This window comes from Rhodococcus sp. PAE-6, assembly GCF_025290685.1.
Classification (GTDB): domain Bacteria; phylum Actinomycetota; class Actinomycetes; order Mycobacteriales; family Mycobacteriaceae; genus Rhodococcus; species Rhodococcus pyridinivorans.
On record NZ_JAOCLZ010000010.1, the window covers coordinates 72382 to 88154 of the forward strand.

At 69.3% G+C, this 15773-nt stretch carries 15 protein-coding genes; 13 read left to right on the forward strand and 2 right to left on the reverse strand.

All coding sequences use genetic code 11. The features are described 5' to 3' along the window. Window positions 1-133: 133 nt before the first annotated feature. Both NVV99_RS19110 and NVV99_RS19115 read left to right on the forward strand, forming a co-directional pair. On the forward strand, window positions 134-1165 hold the full coding sequence (locus tag NVV99_RS19110; RefSeq protein ID WP_041803431.1) for an NAD-dependent epimerase/dehydratase family protein: 1032 nt from the start codon (window positions 134-136) through the stop codon (window positions 1163-1165). Further along, window positions 1162-2145: a lysophospholipid acyltransferase family protein gene (locus NVV99_RS19115; RefSeq protein WP_024101723.1), complete on the forward strand. Its 984-nt coding sequence runs from the start codon at window positions 1162-1164 to the stop codon at window positions 2143-2145. Before NVV99_RS19110 ends, NVV99_RS19115 begins: the two co-directional genes overlap by 4 nt. Window positions 2146-2157: 12 nt before the next feature. On the opposite strand, the gene NVV99_RS19120 is transcribed toward NVV99_RS19115, so the two are convergent. Beyond that, window positions 2158-3114 (reverse strand): HAD family phosphatase, encoded by a 957-nt coding sequence (locus tag NVV99_RS19120; protein ID WP_006552341.1) that lies wholly within the window; start codon window positions 3112-3114, stop codon window positions 2158-2160. A gap of 242 nt (window positions 3115-3356) precedes the next feature. On the opposite strand from NVV99_RS19120, the gene NVV99_RS19125 reads away from it, so the two are divergent. The 8 genes from NVV99_RS19125 (at window position 3357) to NVV99_RS19160 (ending at window position 11079) form a co-directional block, all read left to right on the forward strand. Further along, on the forward strand, window positions 3357-3647 hold the full coding sequence (locus tag NVV99_RS19125) for a glutaredoxin family protein (protein WP_006552340.1): 291 nt from the start codon (window positions 3357-3359) through the stop codon (window positions 3645-3647). A gap of 159 nt (window positions 3648-3806) precedes the next feature. Beyond that, window positions 3807-4676, forward strand: a complete 870-nt coding sequence (locus NVV99_RS19130; RefSeq protein WP_019291201.1) for a redox-sensing transcriptional repressor Rex — start codon at window positions 3807-3809, stop codon at window positions 4674-4676. Then, window positions 4673-6094, forward strand: a complete 1422-nt coding sequence (locus NVV99_RS19135) for a glutamyl-tRNA reductase (RefSeq protein WP_024101721.1) — start codon at window positions 4673-4675, stop codon at window positions 6092-6094. Before NVV99_RS19130 ends, NVV99_RS19135 begins: the two co-directional genes overlap by 4 nt. Then, the gene (gene hemC / locus NVV99_RS19140; protein WP_024101720.1) at window positions 6091-7101 is read left to right on the forward strand and encodes a hydroxymethylbilane synthase; all 1011 of its coding nucleotides are present in this window, start codon (window positions 6091-6093) and stop codon (window positions 7099-7101) included. Before NVV99_RS19135 ends, hemC begins: the two co-directional genes overlap by 4 nt. Window positions 7102-7164: 63 nt before the next feature. Next, complete coding sequence (locus NVV99_RS19145; protein ID WP_024101719.1) at window positions 7165-8730, forward strand: bifunctional uroporphyrinogen-III C-methyltransferase/uroporphyrinogen-III synthase; 1566 nt, start codon at window positions 7165-7167, stop codon at window positions 8728-8730. Between the two features lie 86 nt (window positions 8731-8816). Further along, window positions 8817-9794 carry a porphobilinogen synthase gene (gene hemB, locus NVV99_RS19150; RefSeq protein ID WP_024101718.1) on the forward strand — a complete coding sequence of 326 codons (978 nt, stop codon included), beginning with the start codon at window positions 8817-8819 and terminating at the stop codon, window positions 9792-9794. A 107-nt stretch (window positions 9795-9901) separates the two neighbouring features. Beyond that, a complete protein-coding gene (locus tag NVV99_RS19155; protein WP_228044622.1) occupies window positions 9902-10324 on the forward strand; it encodes a hypothetical protein in 423 nt (140 codons plus the stop codon). 266 nt (window positions 10325-10590) lie between these two features. Beyond that, entirely contained in the window at window positions 10591-11079 is a 489-nt protein-coding gene (locus tag NVV99_RS19160) for a hypothetical protein (protein ID WP_006552334.1), read from the forward strand. Here NVV99_RS19160 and NVV99_RS19165 read toward each other — a convergent pair. After that, window positions 11061-13007 carry an acyl-CoA dehydrogenase gene (locus NVV99_RS19165; protein ID WP_024101715.1) on the reverse strand — a complete coding sequence of 649 codons (1947 nt, stop codon included), beginning with the start codon at window positions 13005-13007 and terminating at the stop codon, window positions 11061-11063. The two genes, NVV99_RS19160 and NVV99_RS19165, sit on opposite strands and share 19 nt — an antisense overlap. Window positions 13008-13133: 126 nt before the next feature. On the opposite strand from NVV99_RS19165, the gene hemL reads away from it, so the two are divergent. The 3 genes from hemL (at window position 13134) to NVV99_RS19180 (ending at window position 15773) form a co-directional block, all read left to right on the forward strand. After that, window positions 13134-14459: a glutamate-1-semialdehyde 2,1-aminomutase gene (gene hemL, locus NVV99_RS19170; protein ID WP_024101714.1), complete on the forward strand. Its 1326-nt coding sequence runs from the start codon at window positions 13134-13136 to the stop codon at window positions 14457-14459. 61 nt (window positions 14460-14520) lie between these two features. Then, window positions 14521-15171 carry a histidine phosphatase family protein gene (locus NVV99_RS19175; protein WP_006552331.1) on the forward strand — a complete coding sequence of 217 codons (651 nt, stop codon included), beginning with the start codon at window positions 14521-14523 and terminating at the stop codon, window positions 15169-15171. Further along, a complete protein-coding gene (locus tag NVV99_RS19180) occupies window positions 15168-15773 on the forward strand; it encodes a TlpA disulfide reductase family protein (RefSeq protein WP_006552330.1) in 606 nt (201 codons plus the stop codon). Before NVV99_RS19175 ends, NVV99_RS19180 begins: the two co-directional genes overlap by 4 nt.

Consider the following 15773-nt stretch of genomic DNA (forward strand, 5'->3'; position numbering starts at 1 on the left):
GCGATGGCGGCGAATTGGCCGTATTGTGGGACGGCATACCGCGTCGGGGCGAATGTGACCGATGACGCGTGTGGTGCAGCAGGGGGTTTCACGAGTGGTTTCGCAGGGGCACGAAGTGGCACGTCCACGAGTCGTGCTGGTCACCGGAGCAAGTCGGTTCCTGGGGGGTTTCCTCGTCACCAGGCTCGCCCAGAATCCCGACATCGAGCGGGTGATCGGCGTCGACACCCAGTCGCCGTCGAAGGACATGCTCCGGCGCATGGGGCGGGCCGAGTTCGTGCTCGCCGACATCCGCAACCCACTCATCGGCAAGATCATCCGCAACATGGACGTCGACACCGTCGTCCACGCGTCCGCCGTCACGAAGGCCCCGAAGTCCGGGAGCCGCACGGCGATGAAGGACATGAACGTCCTCGGCGCGATGCAGCTGTTCGCGGTGTGCCAGAAGGCACCCTCGGTGCGCAGGATCGTGCTGCGCTCGTCGTCCGTCGTCTACGGATCGAGTGCCAAGGACCCCGCGAAGTTCACCGAGGAGATGAGCGCCCGCCGCCGGCCCACGGGCGCCTTCGCCCGCGACATGATAGAGGTCGAGGGATATCTGCGCGGCGTCGCCCGGCGGCGCAGCGACATCGCGACCACCATCCTCCGGTTCGCACCCACCGTCGGAAACCGGCTGCCCGGCTCGGTGTCGAGCTATCTCACCTCCCCGCTCGTCCCCAACGTGCTCGGCCGCGACGCGCGACTGCAATTGCTGCACGAGGAGGACGCACTCGGTGCGCTCGAACACGCGGTCGTCGCCGGACCGTCAGGGACGTACAACATCGCCGGTGAGGGGATCGTCACGATGACCCAGGCCGTGCGCCGGGCCGGTGGCGTCACCGTGCCGATGCCCTACGCGCTGTTCCGCACGGTCGGGCACGCACTCATGGGTTCCGTGATGAACTCCTTCACCAAAGAAGAACTCGACTATTTCCATTTCGGATGCGGACTCGACACCACGCGCATGCGCAACGAGTTCGGATTCGAACCACGCTGGACCACGAGAGAAGCGCTCGACGATTTCGCCCGGGGCCTCGCCCTCACCCGCATCGTGAAGACCGAATGGGTGGACAAGGCCGAGTCGATGGCGCTCTCCGTGCTCGGAGAGACGAGGGAGACGCGATGACGGAGGTCGCGAAGGTCATCCCGTTGCACGCCGGCAACCGCCGTCCCGGTGAACGGGTCACACGCACACCCCATCCGTCGATGGGGCCACCGCCCACCCCCGAGCAGGTGAACCGCACCGATCGATTCCTCGACGACCTGCGCGGCACGCTCGCACAACAGGTCACCGCCACCGCCGAGTTCGTGCGCCGCCGGATGACCGGCGACTACGAAGTCGACGACTTCGGCTTCGACCCGCACTTCACCGAGAACGTCGTCCTGCCGGTGCTGCGACCCCTGTTCGACAAGTGGTTCCGCGTCGAGGTCCGCGGCGTCGAGAACATCCCCGCCGAGGGCAGCGCACTCGTCGTCGCCAACCACGCCGGCACGCTCCCCGTCGACGCACTGATGACCTCCGTCGCCGTGCACGACCACGCGGATCGTCACCTGCGGATGCTCGCCGCCGATCTCGCCTTCGGTATGCCCGTGGTGGGGACGGTGACGCGCAAGGCCGGCCACACCCTCGCGTGCCATCCCGACGCCGAACGACTCCTCCGGCAGGACCAGGTGGTCGCGGTCTTCCCCGAGGGGTACAAGGGACTCGGCAAGCCGTTCAAGGAGCGTTACAAACTGCAGCGGTTCGGCCGCGGCGGTTTCGTGTCGGCGGCCCTGCGCACCCAGGCGCCCATCGTGCCGTGCTCGATCGTCGGCTCCGAGGAGATCTACCCGAACATCGCCGACCTCACCTCGCTCGCGCGCCTGCTCGGCCTGCCCTACTTCCCGATCACCCCGCTGTTCCCGGCGCTCGGCCCGCTCGGGATCCTGCCGCTGCCGTCGAAGTGGTACATCGAGTTCGGCACACCCATCGTCACCGACGTGTACGACGAGACCTCGGCGGAGGATCCGATGGTGTTGTTCGAGGTCACCGACCACGTGCGCGAGACGATCCAGCAGACCCTCTACAAACTGCTCACGCGCCGGCGGAACGTCTTCCTCGGCTGAGCACCTCGAAAATCAAGCCGCTCGGTCGCGGCGGCGACCCACGAGGACCGCGACAGCACCACCCGCGGCACCGAGACCGAGCGCCGTCGGCACCCCGACCTTCGCGGCCTTGCGCGCCGTCCGGAAGTCGCGGATCTCCCACCCGCGTGTGCGAGCGACCTGCCGTAGATCCGGATCGGGATTGATCGCGACGGCCGTGCCGACCACCGAGAGCATCGGCACGTCGTTGTGGCTGTCCGAATAAGCCGTGCAGCGCTTGAGATTCAGACCCTCACGGATCGCGAGGGCCCGCACCGCGTGCGCCTTGCCGAGACCGTGCAGGATGTCGCCGACGAGACGGCCCGTGAAGACGCCGTCCTTCGACTCGGCGACGGTGCCGAGCGCACCGGTCAGGCCGAGGCGTTCGGCGATGACGTCGGCCAGTTCGACCGGCGTCGCGGTCACGAGCCACACCTGCTGGCCCGCGTCCAGGTGCATCTGCGCGAGCGCGCGGGTGCCCGGCCAGATCTTGTCGGCGATGATGTCGTCGTAGATCTCCTCGCCGAGCCGGCGCAGTTCCTCCGTGGAGCGGCCCTGCACGAACGACAGCGCCTTGTCGCGACCGGACGCGACGTCGTTCATGTTCTCCTTGCCCGTCAGGCGGAACTTGACCTGCTGCCAGGCGAACTCGAACAAGTCGGACTTGTCGAAGTAGTTCCGGGCGACGAGGCCGCGGGCGAAGTGGATGATCGACGCGCCCTGCACCATCGTGTTGTCGACGTCGAAGAACGCCGCCGCGGTCAGATCGCGCGGGACGGGAGCGGTATCGGGGGAGGGCTCGGGTTCGACGCGGGATTCCTGCAACGCGAGGGCGGCATCGGCGCTCGCCTCACCTGCGAGATTGGCGCGGACCTCTTCCTCGCTGGGTCCGAATTTGCGAGAGAAGAGCCGACGTCCGGGACGGATGATGCTCGCCCACGTCTCACCCATGCCCCATCCGTAGGGAAACGAACGTCCTGGCACTCGCACCTCCGGTGTCGTAACGGGCGGGGCTGTCGAAACGGGCGGGCCCCGTGTGACCCCTGCACTTCCGGGCGCCGCACATATGGCGACCGCATGCACGGGCGACCCGCGCCAAGCCTAGCCCGCGACACCGCCCCTCACCGGGAGGCCGTCGCCCCCGTGACGGGGTGTGACGTTCATCTCGACAGGTCGTGCCGCACAGTGGAGGCATGAGTGAGCAATCGTCATCGGCAACGAGCGGCTCCGCGAGCCGTCATCACCTGACCCTTCTCGTGCGCGCCGGGTGCGGTGCGTGCGGTCCTGCGCGCGAGCAGCTCGAGGCGCTCGCGGAGGAGCTCGGCGTCGAGGTCACCTGCATCGACGTGGATGTCGCTGCCGCAACCGATCCCGATCTGAGGGCCGAATTCGGGGACCGTCTGCCCGTCGTTCTGCTCGACGGACGCGAGCACAGCTACTGGGAGGTCGACGAGCCGCGACTGCGCGCAGATCTCGCTCGGTGAGTCGGCAGGTCCTCGTCGTACAGCAGGTGGGAAGCACATTCGGGGTGCTTCGAGCAACTTTGTGCATGGCTTCACAAGCGGTTACCGTGGTGTGAACGAATTCCCGGATCACCGTGAGGCCAGGCGTGTATCCACCGGCCGGACGAGGAGCCACGTACCGTGACGCAGTTGCACCCACCGCAGGGCGAGGACGCTCGCGGCACCGCCGAGTCCGGCGAGGGTGCCACTCCCACTCCTCCGGTCCGCGATATCCCACAGGCTACTGTGACGCGTCTCGCGACCTACCTCCGGGTCCTCGGTGCGTTCGCCGAAGCGGGCACTCTCATCGTCTCCAGTGAGGAACTCGCGGCCGCCGCCGGGGTCGGTTCGGCCAAACTGCGCAAGGATCTGTCCTTCCTCGGACCCAACGGAGTGCGCGGCGTCGGCTACGACGTCCTGCGCCTCCAGTCCCGCATCGAAGCAGCTCTCGGACTCGACCGGGGCCATCGCGTCGTGCTCGTCGGAGTTGGCAGCCTCGGCCGCGCCCTCGCCCGGTATCCGGGCTTCGACCGCCGCGGTTTCACGATGGCCGGACTCTTCGATTCCGATCCCGACGTGGTGGGCACACGTGTGGGCGATCTCGTCGTGCGTCACGTCGACGATCTCGAGAACGGAGCCCATGAACTCGGCGCGACCATCGGTGTCGTCGCCACCCCCGACGAGGCAGCACAGCAGGTGTGCGATCGGCTCGTGCTCGCAGGAGTGCGCAGCATCCTGAGCTTCGCTCCCGTCGAACTCGATGTCCCCGACCACGTCGAGATCCGACGCGTCGATCTGTCCGTCGAGATGCAGGTCCTGTCCTTCAACAGCACCCGCAACGGGGAGACCCCCCGGGCCGCGACCGCTGACGTTCGTCCTGCTGCCGGCGACGTACGCCCCGCCGGCATACCGCGGGTGTCCACCCGAAGCTCTGCTCGGCGTACCACAACAGGAAAGGCGGGTCCGATGGGCTCGGCCGCGACCAGAAACGGATCGGTGATCGCACCGTGAGTGTTCTCCTCGTCGGGATATCGCATAGGAGCGCACCGGTCCCGGTGCTCGAGAAGGTGGCGGTCACGGACACCGACCGCCCCAAGCTCACCGACAAGATGCTGGCGTCGGACAAGATCTCCGAAGCGATGATCGTCTCCACCTGCAACCGGGTGGAGATCTACGCGGTGGTCGACGCCTTCCACGGCGCGCTCGCCGCGGTCAGCGAACTGCTCGCCGAGCACTCGGGTCTGCCCGTCACCGAACTGCACAAGCACGCCTACGTCCGCTACAGCGAGGCCGCTGCCGAACACCTGTTCTCCGTCGCCAGCGGGCTCGACTCGATGGTCGTGGGGGAGCAGCAGATCCTCGGCCAGATCCGCACCGCCTACGCCGCCGCCGACGCTCAGCAGGCCGCCGGCCGCACCCTGCACGAACTCGCCCAGCAGGCGCTGCGCGTCGGCAAGCGGGTGCACTCGGAGACCGGCATCGACGCCGCCGGTGCATCCGTCGTGTCGGTCGCGCTCGACAAGGCCTCGAACTTCCTCGGAGGCGCCCTGAAGGGCCGCACCGCCGCGGTGATCGGTGCCGGCGCCATGGGTGGTCTCGCCGTCGCGCATCTCGTCCGGGCCGAGGTCGGCTCGATCGTCGTCGCCAACCGCACCCGCGACCGTGCCGAGCGACTCGCCGAGACCGCACAGGCCGCCGGTGTCGACGCCGAGGTCGTCGGATTCGACGATCTCGCGACCGCACTGAGCCGCGCCGACGTCGCCGTCACCTGCACCGGAGCCGTGGGCGCCGTCGTCACGCTCGCCGACGCGCACCGCGCACTCGCGCAGCCCGGCCGCGGCGAACGCCCCCTCGCGATCTGCGATCTCGGTCTGCCGCGCGACGTCGACACCGCCGTGGCCGGTCTTCCCGGTGTGCAGGTCTTCGACATGGAGTCGCTGCAGCGCGACCCGTCGGCCGGCGCCGCCGCGACCGACGCGGAGGCCGCCCGCACGATCGTCGCCGCCGAGCTGTCGCAGTACCTCACCGCGCAGCGACTCGCCGAGGTCACCCCCACCGTGACGGCACTGCGTCAACGCGCCGCCGAAGTGGTCGAGGGCGAACTGATGCGCCTCGAATCGCGACTGCCCGATCTCGACGACGGCCAGCGCGGCGAGGTCGCCCGCACCGTGCGCCGGGTCGTCGACAAGCTCCTCCACGCACCGACGGTGCGCGTCAAGCAGCTCGCGTCGACGCCGGGAGGCGACCAGTACGCCGAGGCCCTGCGCGAGCTGTTCGAGCTGCGCCCGGGCTCGGTCGAGGCGGTCGCGACACCCACCAAGGATCTGAACTCGCTGACCGATCCCACCCTCTCGGGGGATCTGTCCGCCGCACTCGACCCCGCTGTCACCACCGAACTCCAGGCCTCACGAAAGGACGGCACCGCATGAGCACCGAAGCCGCATCGGTTTCCCGCGACGATGTTGCTCGGCAGGATCGTCCCCTGCGGATCGGTACCCGCGGCAGCGTGCTCGCCACGACCCAGGCCGGTACCGTGCGCGACGCACTGATTGCCGCCGGTCGCCCGGCAGAGCTCGTCATCATCACCACCAAGGGCGATGTGACGCCCGGCCCGGTGCAGCGCATCGGCGTCGGCGTGTTCACCGCCGAGCTGCGCGAGGCGCTGCTCGCAGGTGAGGTCGACGTCGCCGTGCACTCCTACAAGGACCTGCCGACCTTCCAGGATCCGCGCCTCGTCGTCGCGGCCGTCCCCGAGCGGGAGGACCCGCGCGACGCGCTCGTCGCCCGTGACGGACTCGTCCTCGGCGAGCTGCCGCCCGGCTCCAAGGTCGGTACCTCGGCGCCGCGCCGGCGGGCACAACTCGCTGCGCTCGGCCTGGGACTGCAGATCGAACCGCTGCGCGGCAACATCGACACCCGCATCGGCAAGGTCGACTCCGGCGAACTCGACGCGATCGTCATCGCGCGTGCCGGACTGTCGCGGATCGGACGCCTGGACCGGGTCACCGAGTCCCTCGAACCGGTGCAGATGCTGCCCGCGCCGTCGCAGGGTGCGCTCGCCGTGGAGTGCCGGTCGGACGATCCCGAGATGATCGAGCTGCTCGCCGGACTCGACCATGCGCCGAGCCGCGCCGCCGTCGTCGCGGAGCGCTCGCTGCTCGCCGAACTCGAAGCCGGATGCACCGCACCGGTGGGGGCGATCGCCGAGGTCGTCGAATCGCTCGACGACGACGGCCGGGTGATCGAGGAACTGTCGGTGCGCGGATGCGCCGCCGCCATGGATGGATCGGATGTGCTGCGAGCGAGCGCGGTGGGGGCGCCGGAGAAGGCCGAGGAACTCGGTCGTCGTGTCGCCCGCGAACTGCTCGACCTCGGTGCGCGCGAGCTCATGGTCGAGCACGGGGTCTTCCCCGAGACGAGACCTGCCGATGATTGACACAGCCGTCACCGTCACCCGATTTGCCCTTACCGCTGATTTGACCGCACTGGAGAATGACCGATGAGCCGAGTCCGTAAGCACAACCCCGGGCGCATCCTGTTCGTGGGATCGGGTCCGGGCGATCCTGCGCTGCTCACCGTGCGCGCGCGTGACGTGCTGGCGGGCGCCACGATCGCCTTCACCGACCCCGATGTCGACAAGGGTGTCGTGGCCCTCGTCGGTGTCGACCACGGCACCGACCCGGAGACCGGTGAGCCCGTCGCCGAGGTCCGTCCCGCGCTCGGCGAGCCCGCCGAGGTCGCCAAGACGCTCGTCGCCGAGGCGAAGGCCGGTCGCGACGTGGTGCGCCTCGTCGCGGGCGACCCGCTCACCACCGACTCGGTGATCGCCGAGGTCAACGCCGTCGCCCGCACCCAGGTGGCCTTCGAGGTGCTGCCGGGCCTGCCCGCCGGATCGTCCGTGCCGAGCTACGCCGGTATGGCGCTCGGCTCGTGCCACACCGAGGTCGACGTGCGCGGAGAGGTCGACTGGGCCGCGCTCGCCGCCGCCCCCGGCCCTCTCGTCCTCCATGCGACCTCCGGCCACCTCGCCGAGACCGCCAGCGCGCTGGTCGAACACGGCCTGGCGCCGCAGACCCCCGCCGCGATCACCGTGCGCGGCACCACCCGTCAGCAGCGCACCGTCGAGGCCACTCTCGCGACCCTGAACGACGCGGGTTCCGAGCTCGTCGGACCGCTCGTCGTCACCGTCGGCAAGGTCGTCTCGCACCGCAACAAGATGTCGTGGTGGGAGTCGCGCGCCCTGTACGGCTGGACCGTGCTCGTGCCCCGCACCAAGGATCAGGCCGGCGAGATGAGCGAGCGGCTCGTCACGCACGGCGCGATCCCGATGGAGGTGCCGACCATCGCGGTCGAGCCGCCGCGCAGTCCCGCGCAGATGGAACGCGCGGTCAAGGGCCTGGTCGACGGTCGCTACCAGTGGGTGGTGTTCACTTCCACCAACGCGGTGCGTGCGGTGTGGGAGAAGTTCGAGGCGTTCGGTCTCGACGCGCGCGCGTTCTCCGGCGTCAAGATCGCGTGCGTCGGTGAGGCCACCGCTGCGAAGGTGCGCTCGGTCGGCATCATTCCCGAGCTCGTGCCCAGCGGCGAACAGTCCAGCCTCGGCCTGCTCGCCGAGTTCGCCCCGTACGACGACGTCTTCGATCCGGTCAACCGGGTGCTGCTGCCGCGCGCCGACATCGCCACCGAGACCCTCGCCGAGGGTCTGCGCGAGCGCGGCTGGGAGATCGACGACGTCACCGCCTACCGCACCGTGCGTGCCGCTCCGCCGCCGGCCGCGACCCGCGAGATGATCAAGACCGGTGGTTTCGACGCGGTGTGCTTCACCTCGTCGTCGACGGTCCGCAATCTCGTGGGTATCGCGGGCAAGCCGCACGCCCGCACGATCGTCGCGTGTATCGGCCCGAAGACGGCCGAGACGGCGATCGAGTTCGGCCTGCGGGTGGACGTGCAGCCCGAGACCGCGCAGATCGGGCCCCTGGTCGACGCGCTCGCCGAGCACGCGGCCCGGCTCCGCGCGGAAGGCGCACTGCCTCCGCCGCGGAAGAAGTCCCGCGCCCGCCGCTGATCTCTGGTGATCCGATGATCCGTGCGCGGTCCCGGTAGTCGCCACTACCGGGGCCGCGCACGACCCGTATGGAAGGTGTTCTCCCCATGTTTCCCGACATCCGTCCCCGCCGGCTGCGCAGCACACCCGCCATCCGACGGCTCGTGGCAGAAACCTCCCTCGAACCCCGCCACCTCGTGCTCCCGATGTTCGTGGCCGACGGCCTCGACGAGCCGCGCGAGATCGCGTCGATGCCCGGGGTGTACCAGCACACCGCCGATTCGCTGCGCAAGGCCGCGGCCGCGGCCGTGTCCGCCGGTGTCGGCGGCCTGATGCTCTTCGGTGTGCCCAGCCCCGAGGACAAGGACGCCCGTGGTTCCGCGGCGAGCGATCCCGGCGGTGTGCTCAACCGCGCGCTGCGGTCGCTGCGCAGCGAACTCGGCGACGCCACGGTGATCATGGCCGACACCTGCCTCGACGAGTTCACCGATCACGGCCACTGCGGTGTGCTCACCGACACCGGCGTCGTCGACAACGACGCGACCCTCGAGCGTTACGCCGAGATGGCCGTCGCGCAGGCCGAGGCCGGGGCGCACCTGCTCGGCCCGAGCGGCATGATGGACGGCCAGATCGGTTTCATCCGGTCCGCGTTGGACGAGGCCGGGCACACCGAGGTCGGTCAGCTCGCCTACTCCGCGAAATACGCCTCGGCGTTCTACGGTCCCTTCCGCGACGCCGTCGGCTCGTCCCTCGAGGGAGATCGCCGCACCTACCAGCAGGATCCGGCGAACCGTCGCGAGTCGCTGCACGAGGTGGACCTCGACCTCGCCGAGGGCGCCGACATGGTGATGGTCAAGCCGGCGATGTCGTATCTCGACGTGCTGCGCGAGGTCGCCGACCGCTCGCCCGTCCCGGTGGCCGCCTACCAGATCTCGGGGGAGTACTCGATGATCACCGCGGCCGCGCAGAAGGGCTGGATCGATCGCGATGCGGCGATCCTCGAATCGCTGGTCGGCATCCGGCGGGCCGGTGCGGACGTCGTCCTCACCTACTGGGCCGCCGAGGTCGCGGGTCGCCTGTCATGAGCTTCCCCGCACCTCCTGTCGGGCCCGGCCCCGCGGCGAATCGTCCCGTTCCCGGAGACGTCACGACGGCCCACCAATTGTGGTGCGGGGTACTCGCTCTCGCCGTCGTGAGTTTGGCGGCAAGTCTCGCCGATCTGCTGAGTCGACGCGAGGAACTGCTCGACCTCATGACCACGATGGCCGCCGAGCAGGCCATCGAGGGCGTCACCACGGAGCAGCTCGAGTCGGCGGTCCCGCTGCTGGTCGCGCTGACCGCCGGCATCGGCCTGGTGATCGTCGGACTGCTGTATCTGGTAGTCAGGCAGCTGTTGAAGGCCAAGAACTGGGCCCGGATGCTGCTGACCCTGCTCGGGGTGTTCATGTCGCTGTCGACCCTGCCCACCGTCTTCGGTGTGGGCGTCGGGGAGGGCGGCGCGGGCTGGATACTCGGTGTGGTGGGCATTCTGCAAGCCGTCGCGACCGTCGGAGCGATCGTGCTGATGCACCGGCGGGATGCCAACCGCTTCTTCCTGCGACTGCCGGAAGAATAGACGTACCACTCGGTTTCGTCCGGCGCGACCGAAGAGTACGGTGGGCTCACCATGTGGGCCGCACGGCCCTTTCCGTCGAGCGAAAAGGACGTCATGCAGGTGGAACCGCGGCCCTATGGGCGCCGTCGCGAATTGGTGTTGATCGCTCTCATCGCCCTCCTCGGACTGGTGACCACCGTGCTGCTGGTGATCCCCGGCGCGTTCGCCGCTTGACCGACCCGGCGGCCCCCGATCCGGCGACCCCTGATCCGGCAACCCCTGATCCGATGGGCACCGACCCGGCCGGGCCGCTGTTCCACGAACCCGGAGCGCGCTGGCGCACGGTCGCCATCGGCCCGCTGGTCTGCGTCGTGGCCCTCGTCGTCGAACTGTTCACCGGCCCCGTCGTGCACTGGGTCGCGCTGCCGATCATCGCGATCGTGCTCGCCGGCTTTTCCTACGTGATGGTCGTGGCTGCTCGTCGGCACGTCAGCGTCGAGCTCACCTCCACGGTCCTGCGGCAGGGCACCGAGGAACTGCCGGTCGCCGAGATCGAGGCGGTGCTGCCGCCGCCACCGGACGACCGGCGCGATCCGGAACGCTGGGAGACCGCCCGGAGCCTCGGCGAACTGGCGGATGTGCCGCGCGGCCGCAAGCCTGTCGGACTGCGGCTCATCGGAGGAACGTTCGTGCGGGCGTGGGCGAAGGACGCCGACGAGCTGCGAGCACGGCTCGGCGAGCTCGTCGGCGAACCCGGTCAGACTGCGACGTCCTGAGGTGGGACGACCGCTCCCTCGCGGTCGAGCATGGCCGAGCCGAGCAGGTAGTCGGGCACACCCAACCCGTCCACGAGCGTCAACGCGTGCGGACGCAGGCTGCGGCACCGCTCGTTGATCCCGCGTGTGACGGCCTTGGCGCGTTCGACCGACAGCAGGCGGTGCTCCATGAACCACGCCTTGTCCTCGTCGATGATCGTCAGCGCGTAGAGATCGCACAGCTCCGACAGCAGGTCGCGGGCGGTCTCGTCCTTGCAGTCCTCGATCGCGGCGACGAACGCCTCGAGCACGACTCGGTCGATGTGCGCGCGGGCGGCGTGCAGAACGTGGTCCTGCACGAAGTTGAAGGCGTCGAACGGGTTGTCCTCACGCTTCATCGCGGCCTGCAGGCGCCGGGCCGCAGTGGACAGCAGGTACTGCTCACGGTCCTCGAACATCGTCACCTGGGTGCCGCGGTCGAAGAGGCTGCCGTCCTCCTCGTTGTCCTGGCGGGTGTCGACGATCGTCTGGATGATCTGCTGCGCCGCGGTGCGCTTCTTGACGATGTCGGAGATGGTGGTCGCGGCGAAGCGCATCCACTCCACCGGGCTCATGCCCTGCACCTCGTCGGCGTAGGCCGTGAGCAGTTCCTTCGCGACCAGCTGGGTCAGGACGTGGTTGTCGCCCTCGAAGGTCGTGAACACGTCCACGTCCGCGCGCAGCGCCGTCAGCCGGTTCTCGGCCATGTAGCCGGCACCACCGCACGCCTCGCGGCACTCCTGTATCGCCCGCGACGCGTGCCAGGTGTTGGCGGCCTTGAGGCCGGCCGCGCGACCCTCGAGTTCGCGCTGTTCCTGCGCGTCGAGTTCCTGCAACGACGTCGACTGCAGCCGGTGCATCGTCGTGAGCAGCTCGTTCTGGGCGAAGCCGAGCGCGTACGAGCGGGCGATCAGCGGGAGCAGGCGCCGCTGGTGGACGAGATAGTCCATGATCGGCACCTCGCCGTCGCGCCCGGGGGCGTCGAACTGGCGACGCTTCTCGGCGTAGCGGGTGGCGATGCTCAGCGCGACCCGCGCCGCCGCACCCGCCGAGCCGCCGACGGTGATGCGCCCGCGGACCAGCGTGCCGAGCATCGTGAAGAACCGTCGGCTCGGGTTGTCGATGTCCGAGGCGTAGGTGCCGTCCGGTTCGACGTCCGCGTACTTGTCGAGCAGGTTCTCCCGGGGGATGCGCACCTGGTCGAAGACGATGCGGCCGTTGTCGACACCCGGCAGGCCGCCCTTGTAACCGCAGTCGGAGGTCGTCACACCCGGCAGGTCGTTGCCGTCCTCGTCGCGGATCGGGACGACGAAACAGTGCACACCGTGCGTCTCACCCTGCGTGACGAGCTGCGCGAAGACGGCCGCGAACCGGGCGTGCTGCGCCGCGCCACCGATGTAGTCCTTGCGGGACGACGGGGTGGGGGAGTGGATCACGAACTCCTGGGTGTCCGGATCGTAGGTCGCCGTGGTCTCGAGCGACTGCACGTCGCTGCCGTGACCCGTCTCGGTCATCGCGAAGCAGCCGAGCACGTCGAGGTCGATGAGCTGCTTGACGTACTTCTCGTGGTGCCGCTCGGTGCCGAGGTTCTCGATGGCACCGCCGAACAGGCCCCACTGCACGCCCGCCTTGACCATCAGCGACAGGTCGGACATCGCGAGCATCTCGATGGATGCGACCGCGCCGCCCGCGTCGCCCGTGCCGCCGGACTCGACGGAGAAGCCCGCCGCGGCATAGCCGTGTTCGGCGAGGATGCGCATCTGCTCGAGCGTGATGGCGCGCGCCTTGTCGGTCTCGGGGGTGTAGTGCGGTGCGAACTTCTCGTGCGCGAGATCCTTGCGTGCGCGTTCGCGTGCTTCGTGCCACGCACCGTCGAGTGCGATGCGCAGGTGTTCGGCTGTCGTCGGCATGCCTCAGACGATAGGTGCGACAAGTCACTCACGGTGTCCCTTTTTCCTGGTAAGGGAGAAAAAACACATGAGGTTTGAGGACCACTGTTTTTGGCAAATCCCGCGAAACTACGGACACTGGAAGTCGTGACTGCGACCCCCGATGCTTCGTCCACCCACGACACTCGATCCGCCGCACTCTTCCACCGGGCATCGAAGGTGACACCGGGGGGCGTCAACTCTCCGGTCCGCGCGTTCGGATCGGTCGGCGGCAATCCTCCTTTCTTCGCATCGGGATCGGGTCCGCTGCTCACCGACGTCGACGGAAAAACCTACGTCGACCTGGTGTGTTCTTGGGGCCCGATGATTCTCGGGCACGCGCATCCGGCGGTCGTCGAGGCCGTCCGATCCACCGCGCCGGCGGGTCTGTCGTTCGGTGCCCCCACCGAGGGTGAGGTCGAACTCGCCGAGGAGATCGTCGCCCGCATCGCACCCGTCGAGCAGGTCCGGCTCGTCAACTCCGGCACCGAGGCGACGATGAGCGCCGTCCGTCTCGCGCGCGGATTCACCGGACGGTCGAAGATCGTGAAGTTCGCGGGTTGTTATCACGGTCACGTCGACGCGCTGCTCGCCGACGCCGGTTCCGGCCTCGCCACCTTCGGTCTGCCCACCTCGCCCGGCGTCACGGGCGCCCAGGCGGGCGACACCATCGTCGTCCCCTACAACGACCTCGCCGCCGTGCGCGCCGCCTTCGAGGCGAACCCCGGTGAGATCGCCGCGGTCATCACCGAGGCCGCCGCCGGCAACATGGGCACCGTCCCGCCGGTGTCCGGCTTCAACGAGGGCCTGCGCGAGCTCACCCGTGAGCACGGCGCGCTGCTGATCATGGACGAGGTGATGACCGGCTTCCGCGCGAGCCCGACCGGCTGGCACGGCATCGACGGTGTCTCCGGCGACCTGATGACCTTCGGCAAGGTCATGAGCGGAGGTCTGCCCGCCGCGGCCTTCGGTGGCCGCGCCGACGTCATGGCCCATCTCGCCCCGAGCGGACCGGTCTACCAGGCCGGCACCCTGTCCGGTAATCCCGTCGCCGTGGCCGCCGGCCTCGCGAGCCTGCGTGCCGCCGACGCCGAGGTCTACGCCACCCTGGACCGCAACTCCGAGACCCTCGGGCGTCTGCTGGGGGAGGCACTCGCCGCCGAAGGGGTGCCGCACCGCGTCCAGAATGCCGGCACGCTGCTGAGCGTCTTCTTCACCGATGAGCCGGTGACGAACTACGAGCAGGCCAAGGCCGCGCAGACCTGGCGCTTCCCGGCCTTCTTCCACGCGCTGCTCGAGCGCGGCGTCTATGCACCCCCGAGTGCCTTCGAGACGTGGTTCGTCTCGTCCGCGCTCGACGACGACGCGTTCTCGCGGGTCGCCGACGCGCTGCCGCACGCCGCGCGCGCGGCCGCCGCGGCGACCGCGCCGTAGCACCGCTCTCCTGCCTGCCCAGCCCGATCCGCCCCTCCCACACCCCTCGAGGAACATCGACGTGACCGACGCCGCCCCGTCCGAGACCCGCACGATCGTGCACGTGCTCCGCCACGGAGAGGTCCACAACCCCTCCGGAATCCTCTACGGCCGCCTGTCCGGCTTCAAGCTGTCGGTGACCGGTGAGGCCCAGGCACGTGCGGTCGCGGCGTCGCTCGCCGACCACGACATCGCACACGTGGTCGCGTCCCCGCTCGAACGGGCCCAGCAGACCGCCGCCCCGATCGCGGAGAAGCACGGACTGCAGATCCGCACCGACGAGAACCTCATCGAGGCGGCCAACGACTTCGAGGGCTTGAAGGTCTCGGTCGGCGACGGTGCGCTCAGCCGCCCGCGCCACTGGTGGAAGCTGCGCGATCCGTTCACCCCTTCCTGGGGCGAGCCCTACCTGCAGATCGCCCACCGCATGCTCGCCGCCGTCCACGCGGCCCGCGTGGCCGCGGTGGGGCGGGAAGCGGTGTGCGTGAGCCACCAACTCCCGGTGTGGACGCTGCGCCGCTTCCTCGAGGGCGAGCGACTGTGGCACGACCCGCGTCGCCGCCAGTGCAGCCTCGCCTCGCTGACCTCCCTGGTCTACGAGGGTGACACCCTCGTCGACCTGGTCTACTCCGAGCCGGCCGGCGCCTCCGACCCGAACGTCCACGGCGCATGAGAAAGGTGTTCCGGGCGACGGTCGCCGCGATCTGCGGTGCCGTCCTTCTCACCTCCTGCGCCACCGGGGACGACGCCGTCGCCACCGGGGGAACGTTCGACTTCGTCTCGCCCGGCGGGCAGACCCGCATCTTCTACGACCCCCCGGCCGACCGGGGCACCCTCGGTGAGCTCACCGGCGAGGACCTCATGAACGAGGGCGAGACCATCTCCCTCGACGACTACGAGGGCCAGGTCGTCGTGCTCAACGTGTGGGGCCAGTGGTGCGCGCCGTGCCGCAGCGAAGCCGACGATCTCGAGGAGGTCTACGAGGCCACCAAAGATCTCGGGGTGCAGTTCCTCGGCATCAACGTCCGCGACAATCAGCGCGACAAGGCCCAGGACTTCGTCACCGACCAGCGGATCGGCTACCCGTCGATCTACGACCCGCCGATGCGGTCGCTGCTCGCCCTCGGCCGCAACTACCCGACCTCGGTCGTGCCGACGACGGTCGTCCTCGACCGTGAGCACCGCGTGGCTGCGGTCTACCTGACCGAACTGCTCGCCGAGGACCTGCAACCGGTCGTCGAACGGGTCGCGGCGGAACCGGATTCGGAGCAGTAA